This is a genomic window from Pantoea sp. PNA 14-12, assembly GCF_004364735.1.
Lineage (GTDB): Bacteria > Pseudomonadota > Gammaproteobacteria > Enterobacterales > Enterobacteriaceae > Pantoea > Pantoea stewartii.
Genome location: NZ_SOAJ01000012.1, coordinates 1 through 5,835 on the forward strand (window position 1 = coordinate 1; position 5,835 = coordinate 5,835).

Annotated in this window: 5 protein-coding genes, 4 tRNA genes and 1 rRNA gene; 8 read left to right on the forward strand and 2 right to left on the reverse strand. The window is 49.6% G+C overall.

Annotation, left to right across the window (positions count from 1 at the left end):
• Positions 1–93 (forward strand): 5S ribosomal RNA (gene rrf, locus C7434_RS21800); the annotation flags it as partial.
• Between the two features lie 254 nt (positions 94–347).
• On the opposite strand, the gene C7434_RS22350 is transcribed toward rrf, so the two are convergent.
• Positions 348–482 carry a hypothetical protein gene (locus C7434_RS22350; protein ID WP_263757183.1) on the reverse strand — a complete coding sequence of 45 codons (135 nt, stop codon included), beginning with the start codon at positions 480–482 and terminating at the stop codon, positions 348–350.
• A gap of 172 nt (positions 483–654) precedes the next feature.
• Between C7434_RS22350 and murB the strand changes: the two genes are divergently transcribed.
• Both murB and birA read left to right on the forward strand, forming a co-directional pair.
• Positions 655–1,692, forward strand: a complete 1,038-nt coding sequence (gene murB, locus C7434_RS21805) for a UDP-N-acetylmuramate dehydrogenase (protein ID WP_033738366.1) — start codon at positions 655–657, stop codon at positions 1,690–1,692.
• The gene (birA, locus tag C7434_RS21810; protein WP_033738369.1) at positions 1,689–2,648 is read left to right on the forward strand and encodes a bifunctional biotin--[acetyl-CoA-carboxylase] ligase/biotin operon repressor BirA; all 960 of its coding nucleotides are present in this window, start codon (positions 1,689–1,691) and stop codon (positions 2,646–2,648) included. Before murB ends, birA begins: the two co-directional genes overlap by 4 nt.
• Before the next feature lie 44 nt (positions 2,649–2,692).
• Here birA and coaA read toward each other — a convergent pair whose 3' ends face one another.
• Positions 2,693–3,640, reverse strand: coding sequence for a type I pantothenate kinase (gene coaA, locus C7434_RS21815; RefSeq protein ID WP_006121491.1), 948 nt, complete (start codon positions 3,638–3,640; stop codon positions 2,693–2,695).
• 1,472 nt (positions 3,641–5,112) lie between these two features.
• Between coaA and C7434_RS21820 the strand changes: the two genes are divergently transcribed.
• From C7434_RS21820 to C7434_RS21840, 5 genes are all read left to right on the forward strand, one after another.
• A tRNA-Thr gene (locus tag C7434_RS21820) sits at positions 5,113–5,188 on the forward strand.
• Between the two features lie 7 nt (positions 5,189–5,195).
• Positions 5,196–5,280: transfer RNA gene (locus tag C7434_RS21825), tRNA-Tyr, on the forward strand.
• A gap of 192 nt (positions 5,281–5,472) precedes the next feature.
• Positions 5,473–5,547: transfer RNA gene (locus C7434_RS21830), tRNA-Gly, on the forward strand.
• Between the two features lie 5 nt (positions 5,548–5,552).
• Positions 5,553–5,628, forward strand: a tRNA-Thr gene (locus C7434_RS21835).
• Between the two features lie 106 nt (positions 5,629–5,734).
• Positions 5,735–5,835 (forward strand): GTP-binding protein (locus tag C7434_RS21840; RefSeq protein WP_233255802.1); only part of this gene is annotated, 101 nt, incomplete at its 3' end.

Sequence of the window (5,835 nt, forward strand, 5' to 3'; positions counted from 1 at the left end):
CCCACCTGACCCCATGCCGAACTCAGAAGTGAAACGCCGTAGCGCCGATGGTAGTGTGGGGTCTCCCCATGCGAGAGTAGGGAACTGCCAGGCATCAATCAGGTGAAGAAGCCCCGTACGGAAGTACGGGGCTTTTTTACGTCCGCCGTCCGGAGAGAGCGGGGCCTGCCGGACCTCTGCGGGCTTCACAGATCTCTGCCGTCGCCTGCCGGTCATCCTCCCTGGTCCGTTTACCTTGCCTCTGCATGTAAAAGGAAAGAATATGTCGTCAGCGGCCCTTTCCTGTCTATGCCTTTTAGCCCATGCTTTGCATCAATCTCTCCAGTGAATAGCTAAACAGACTGCGATCAAACCGCGCTGTTTAAACGTGCGGTTGGCAAAACGGCCTGGATGAAACGGATGCCCACCTCTACAAAGTTCTGCTGATACTTCACAATTGTTCCGCCTGTGTTTTTAGCTGCTTTAAACAACTCACATTCCATCAGCTTCCCCTGTCGTCATGCCCGCGACGGTTTCTGTACACGATTTCTTTCTACCCGTTCAGCGTTCTGAGTGGCTGATATGCAGCGAAAAACGTCTTCGCACGCAAATTCCCTCTCAATCCGTTCATGATGCGGTAAACTACGGCCAGATTAACCCCGTGAAGGCCTTATCATGTCCAGCTCGTATACCTCCTTAAAAGCCGACAATACGCTCGGTCTTGATGTCAGCACACAAATTCGTATTGTCGCCGAAACGCCTGAAGCCATACTTGCGGCATGGCAGATGAGCCAGCGTAACCAGCAACCCTTTTTGATCCTGGGTGAAGGCAGCAATGTACTGTTTCTTGAGGACTTCGCGGGCATTGTGGTGCTCAACCGCATCGCTGGAGTTGAAATACGCGACGAGAATGAGCGCTGGAAGCTGCATGTTGGCGCGGGTGAAAACTGGCATCAACTGGTAAAAATGACGCTGAAAAAAGGGATTTCCGGACTAGAGAACCTGGCACTTATTCCCGGTATGGTCGGCTCTGCACCCATCCAGAATATCGGCGCCTATGGCGTTGAACTGAAAGATGTCTGTGAATATGTAGACGTGCTGAATTTGCAAACCGGCGTCACTGAGCGTTTAAGCCGTGACGATTGCCAGTTTGGCTATCGCGACAGCATTTTTAAACATCAGTACCAGTCGGGCTATACGATTGTTGCCGTCGGGTTTTCATTAACCAAACAGTGGCAACCGGTGCTGACGTATGGCGATTTAAAGACGCTTAATCCGGCGACTGCGAATGCCTGGGATGTGTTTCATGCCGTTTGCCATATGCGACAGAGCAAATTACCTGACCCCAAAATAACAGGCAATGTTGGCAGTTTTTTCAAAAATCCAGTGATTAGTCGGCAGCAGGCCGAAGTATTGCTTAATCACTATCCTGCGATGCCAAATTATCCCCAACCAGAGGGTACGGTAAAACTTGCCGCAGGCTGGTTAATCGATCAGTGTCAGCTTAAAGGCTGTCGGGTTGGCGGCGCGGAAGTTCATCAGCAGCAGGCATTAGTGCTGATTAATGCCGCCAATGCCACGCCAGGCGATATCGTTGCGCTGGCAAAAAAGGTGCGCACACGCGTAGGTGAGAAATTTGATGTCTGGCTTGAGCCTGAGGTCCGTTTTATCCGGGCACAAGGTGAATGCAATGCGGTTGAGGTGATTGCATGAAAGACCACAGCGTACCGCTAAAGCTTATTGATATCCTGTCAGATGGCGAATTTCATTCTGGTGAGCAATTAGGTGAAACGCTCGGCATGAGCCGCGCAGCAATTAATAAACATATTCAGACGTTAAAAAGCTGGGGCCTTGAAGTGTATACGGTTACCGGGAAAGGCTACAGCTTCCCTGCACCGCTTCAGTTGCTCAATGAAGAGGCGATTCTTGGTCAGCTTTCTCAGCCCGATGTCGCCGTGATACCGGTTATCGATTCGACGAACCAGTATTTACTTGAGCGTATGGATTCACTGCCTTCAGGTGCCGTCTGTGTGGCGGAATATCAGCAAGCGGGACGCGGACGACGCGGGCGGCATTGGTTTTCTCCCTTCGGTGCTAATCTTTATATGTCTATGTACTGGCGTCTGGAGCAAGGGCCTGCTGCAGCGATGGGGCTCAGCCTGGTGATTGGTATAGTGATGGCAGAGACGCTTCAGTCATTAGGTGCGGAGGATGTTCGCGTAAAATGGCCGAATGATATTTACCTCCATGACAGAAAATTAGCAGGCATCTTAGTGGAGTTAACCGGTAAAACCGGCGATGCTGCGCAGATCGTAATGGGAGCGGGCATCAATTTAGCGATGCGAAATGCCGACGCGGCGCAAATCAATCAGGGCTGGATTAATCTGCAGGAAGCGGGCGTAACGCTTGATCGTAATGACCTGGCTGCAACGTTAATCAATCGCCTGCGTGAGGCACTACCTGTTTTTGAACAGGAAGGTCTGGCACCTTTTGTCGCACGCTGGGCAGGCTTAGACAACTTTATCAACCGTCCGGTCAGGTTACTGGTGGGCGAGCGGGAAGTTCACGGCATTGCACGCGGCATTGATAATCAGGGTGGTTTGCTGCTGGAACAAGAGGGCGAAATTAAATCCTGGATGGGTGGGGAAATATCGCTGCGTCCCCTTTAAAAGTCTGTAAAGCCTGCTTTTAAGGCAGGCTTTATTGTCGTAACTTATTTTCTCAGGCGGACTTTTTCAACCGCATGATTACCACTTTTGGTCATAATCAAGCTGGCTCTTTCACGTGTAGGAAGAATATTCTCTTTCAGGTTCAGCCAGTTGATCTCTTTCCACAGCGATCCCGCGATCTTGATGGCCTCATCTTCAGGTAACTGTGCATAATGATGAAAATAAGAGTCGGGATCGGTGAAAGCGCCCTGGCGAAATTTCAGAAAGCGATTGATATACCAGTGCTGTAAAAGATCTTCTTCCGCATCGACATAGATAGAAAAATCGACAAAATCAGAAACAAATACGTGGTGCGGATCGTGAGGATAATCCATTCCACTTTGAAGAACGTTTAAGCCTTCCAGAATTAAAATATCGGGTTGTTGCACCACTTTATCCCCATCCGGAATAACGTCATAAATGAGATGGGAATAAACGGGCGCCGTCACCTGCTGGGCACCAGACTTAAGGTCTGACACAAACTTAACTAACCGATGCATATCATAAGATTGAGGAAACCCTTTTTTCTTCATGAGACCGCGCTCTTTTAGTACCGAGTTCGGATGAAGGAAGCCATCAGTTGTAATTAACTCAACCTTACGGTGCTCAGGCCAGCGGCTGAGAAGCGCCTGTAAAACGCGGGCAGTCGTACTTTTCCCCACCGCAACGCTACCAGCAATACTGATAATGTAAGGGATCTTTTGCCCGTCTGTGCCCAGAAATTGTTCCAGAACAGCCTGGCGACGCACATTCGAACTTATATAGAAATTCAGCAAGCGTGAGAGCGGCAGATAGATTTCGGCCACCTCTTCAATAGAAAGGTCTTCGTTTATCCCTTTTAACTGAGCAATTTCATCCTCTGCCAGCGTCATGGGAACGGAGTCGCGTAATGACGCCCATTGTTCACGGGTGAACTGTAAATAAGGCGTGGTGAGTGATGTCGTTTTATCCATAAGTATACATTTGACTGCAGATTCAAACCAATCTGTACATTTTCACCGAAGATTACTCGGGCACGGTAGCGTAATGAATTGCGGGTCACAGAGTTATTAACGAGAACAATGGGCTGGAGGGTACCACCAGTATAGCTTTTAAAAGAAGTAAAAAATAAACGGGGATAAGCTTTCGTCGGCGCCTCCGCAATTTTAACAAATCCTTGATCAAGAGGCTTGATCTCTGTAATTACAGCATGCGATGTGACAGGTAAATCTTCAGCCCGGTGGGTAGCACGGATCAGGGCACGTAAACGGGCCTCCGCTCATTATCGTATGGTTCACTTAGCCAGCAGCCGGTTAACGAGCGGGTCTTTCATGATAGCGCGTGCAATGAATCCGTGGCTGTCTGTTACTTTATGCCGGACGTTAAGCCGCAAATAAGGTGCGTGTCAGGCGCGTCACTGTTTTGGGGCGTGCTCTCATTCCCCAGATCATTTGTCTGAACATCCACAACGCACTTTATTGCCTTCAGAGACCAGTCTGCCCCAGGCACGGATACCTTCTGTACTCTCTTTCCCGTGACGAATAACCCTTACCACGACCCTTTCTCTGCCCTCGCATGGCGTGTCCATCAAATACCGTTGCTGCCAACATAAGGCCGCCACAGGCTTTGTGGTGTGCTTAAGCTGTCTGAGGGCCGAAGGAGATAAGAAGCGCTTCAATCCGCCTGACCGGGTTTCTATGCAGGTTGAACCGGGAGGCACAGCGCGTTCTGACAACAGAAGGGACAAACATAATGACTTTCGGCGGCGTTCCAGTTGGTCGCAGCCGTCATCGGTGCGGACAGGGTGGAATCTGCACATCAAGCATCGGGCTGTTCTCATGTGTCATGTGACTTCTCTGTTGTACGTAGGCATTACCTGTTCATATGCAACCTCGCTCATCTTCACCGCGTCGACATCAATACACATGCACTCGCGCGCCTGTGAGGCCAGTAACCGAACAGAGCAGCGCAATCGGCCACAGAAAGCATACAAGCAATGCCTGATTCACGCGTATTGAAAGCGGTTATTGTGCCAGTGTTCATTCCCGCCTCTTTAGGTGCCAGTACGTTTTCTCTGCAACCCTGTCAACTTAACATCACTCATCGCTTACCCTGTGGTGGCGTTTTTGCACAAACAAACCGATATCCACAAACAAAAACCGGCTGTCGATGGAAAACACCGGGCAATAAATAAGCAATCGAGACGAATTTTGCAGGATCAGCAAAAAAAGGGGACGTGAAAAAAGCCATCCACCAAAGAATGAAATCGTGAAGACCAAATCCAGGGACAGAAGATGACGCGAAAATTTGACCAATAATTGGATGTTATTTCTGCAGAATAGGGGTAAATTGCGATGCTTTGCACAAATAGTAAGCGATAGAACAAAAACAGTGATTTTTTTGTTGCATCCTTCAGCCGACCTTCCTAGAATGCGCGTCACTTGATGCCGGCTTAGCTCAGTTGGTAGAGCAACTGACTTGTAATCAGTAGGTCACCAGTTCGATTCCGGTAGCCGGCACCATCAAGTAGGTGGGATTCCCGAGCGGCCAAAGGGAGCAGACTGTAAATCTGCCGTCACAGACTTCGAAGGTTCGAATCCTTCTCCCACCACCATCTCGACCCTCGGGTTGAGAACAGATAAACAACCTGTTTATCTGGCAGGTGAGTCACTTCTTCTCACCCTGAATTCAGATTGGGTGTAAGCTCAGTCAAAGTCAGCCAGCTTCGCTGGCAGGCTAAGAATAATGGGGGACTTCCCCTGTTATTCACAAGCTACAGAAAGAACAGGTAGCCGAGTTCCAGGATGCGGGCATCGTATAATGGCTATTACCTCAGCCTTCCAAGCTGATGATGCGGGTTCGATTCCCGCTGCCCGCTCCAGATGTGCTGATATGGCTCAGTTGGTAGAGCGCACCCTTGGTAAGGGTGAGGTCCCCAGTTCGACTCTGGGTATCAGCACCACTTCCTTTATCTCCCTCCTGATTTTCTCTGTAACTCCTTGCAGTCAGGCAATGCCTGGTTAATGTGACGATATCTTTGATATATCCGTGTCTTAGAGGGACAAGCGATGGCTAAAGAGCAATTTCAACGTAACAAACTGCACGTAAACGTGGGCACCATCGGTCACGTTGACCACGGTAAAACCACCCTGACTGCAGCAATCACCAC

What these genes read in the sequence shown, in the direction of transcription:
- murB (WP_033738366.1), top strand. Translation starts at nt 655, where the DNA reads ATGTCCAGCTCGTATACCTCCTTAAAAGCCGACAATACGCTCGGTCTT.
- coaA (WP_006121491.1), bottom strand. Translation starts at nt 3,640, where the DNA reads ATGGATAAAACGACATCACTCACCACGCCTTATTTACAGTTCACCCGT.
- birA (WP_033738369.1), top strand. Translation starts at nt 1,689, where the DNA reads ATGAAAGACCACAGCGTACCGCTAAAGCTTATTGATATCCTGTCAGAT.
- C7434_RS22350 (WP_263757183.1), bottom strand. Translation starts at nt 482, where the DNA reads ATGGAATGTGAGTTGTTTAAAGCAGCTAAAAACACAGGCGGAACAATT.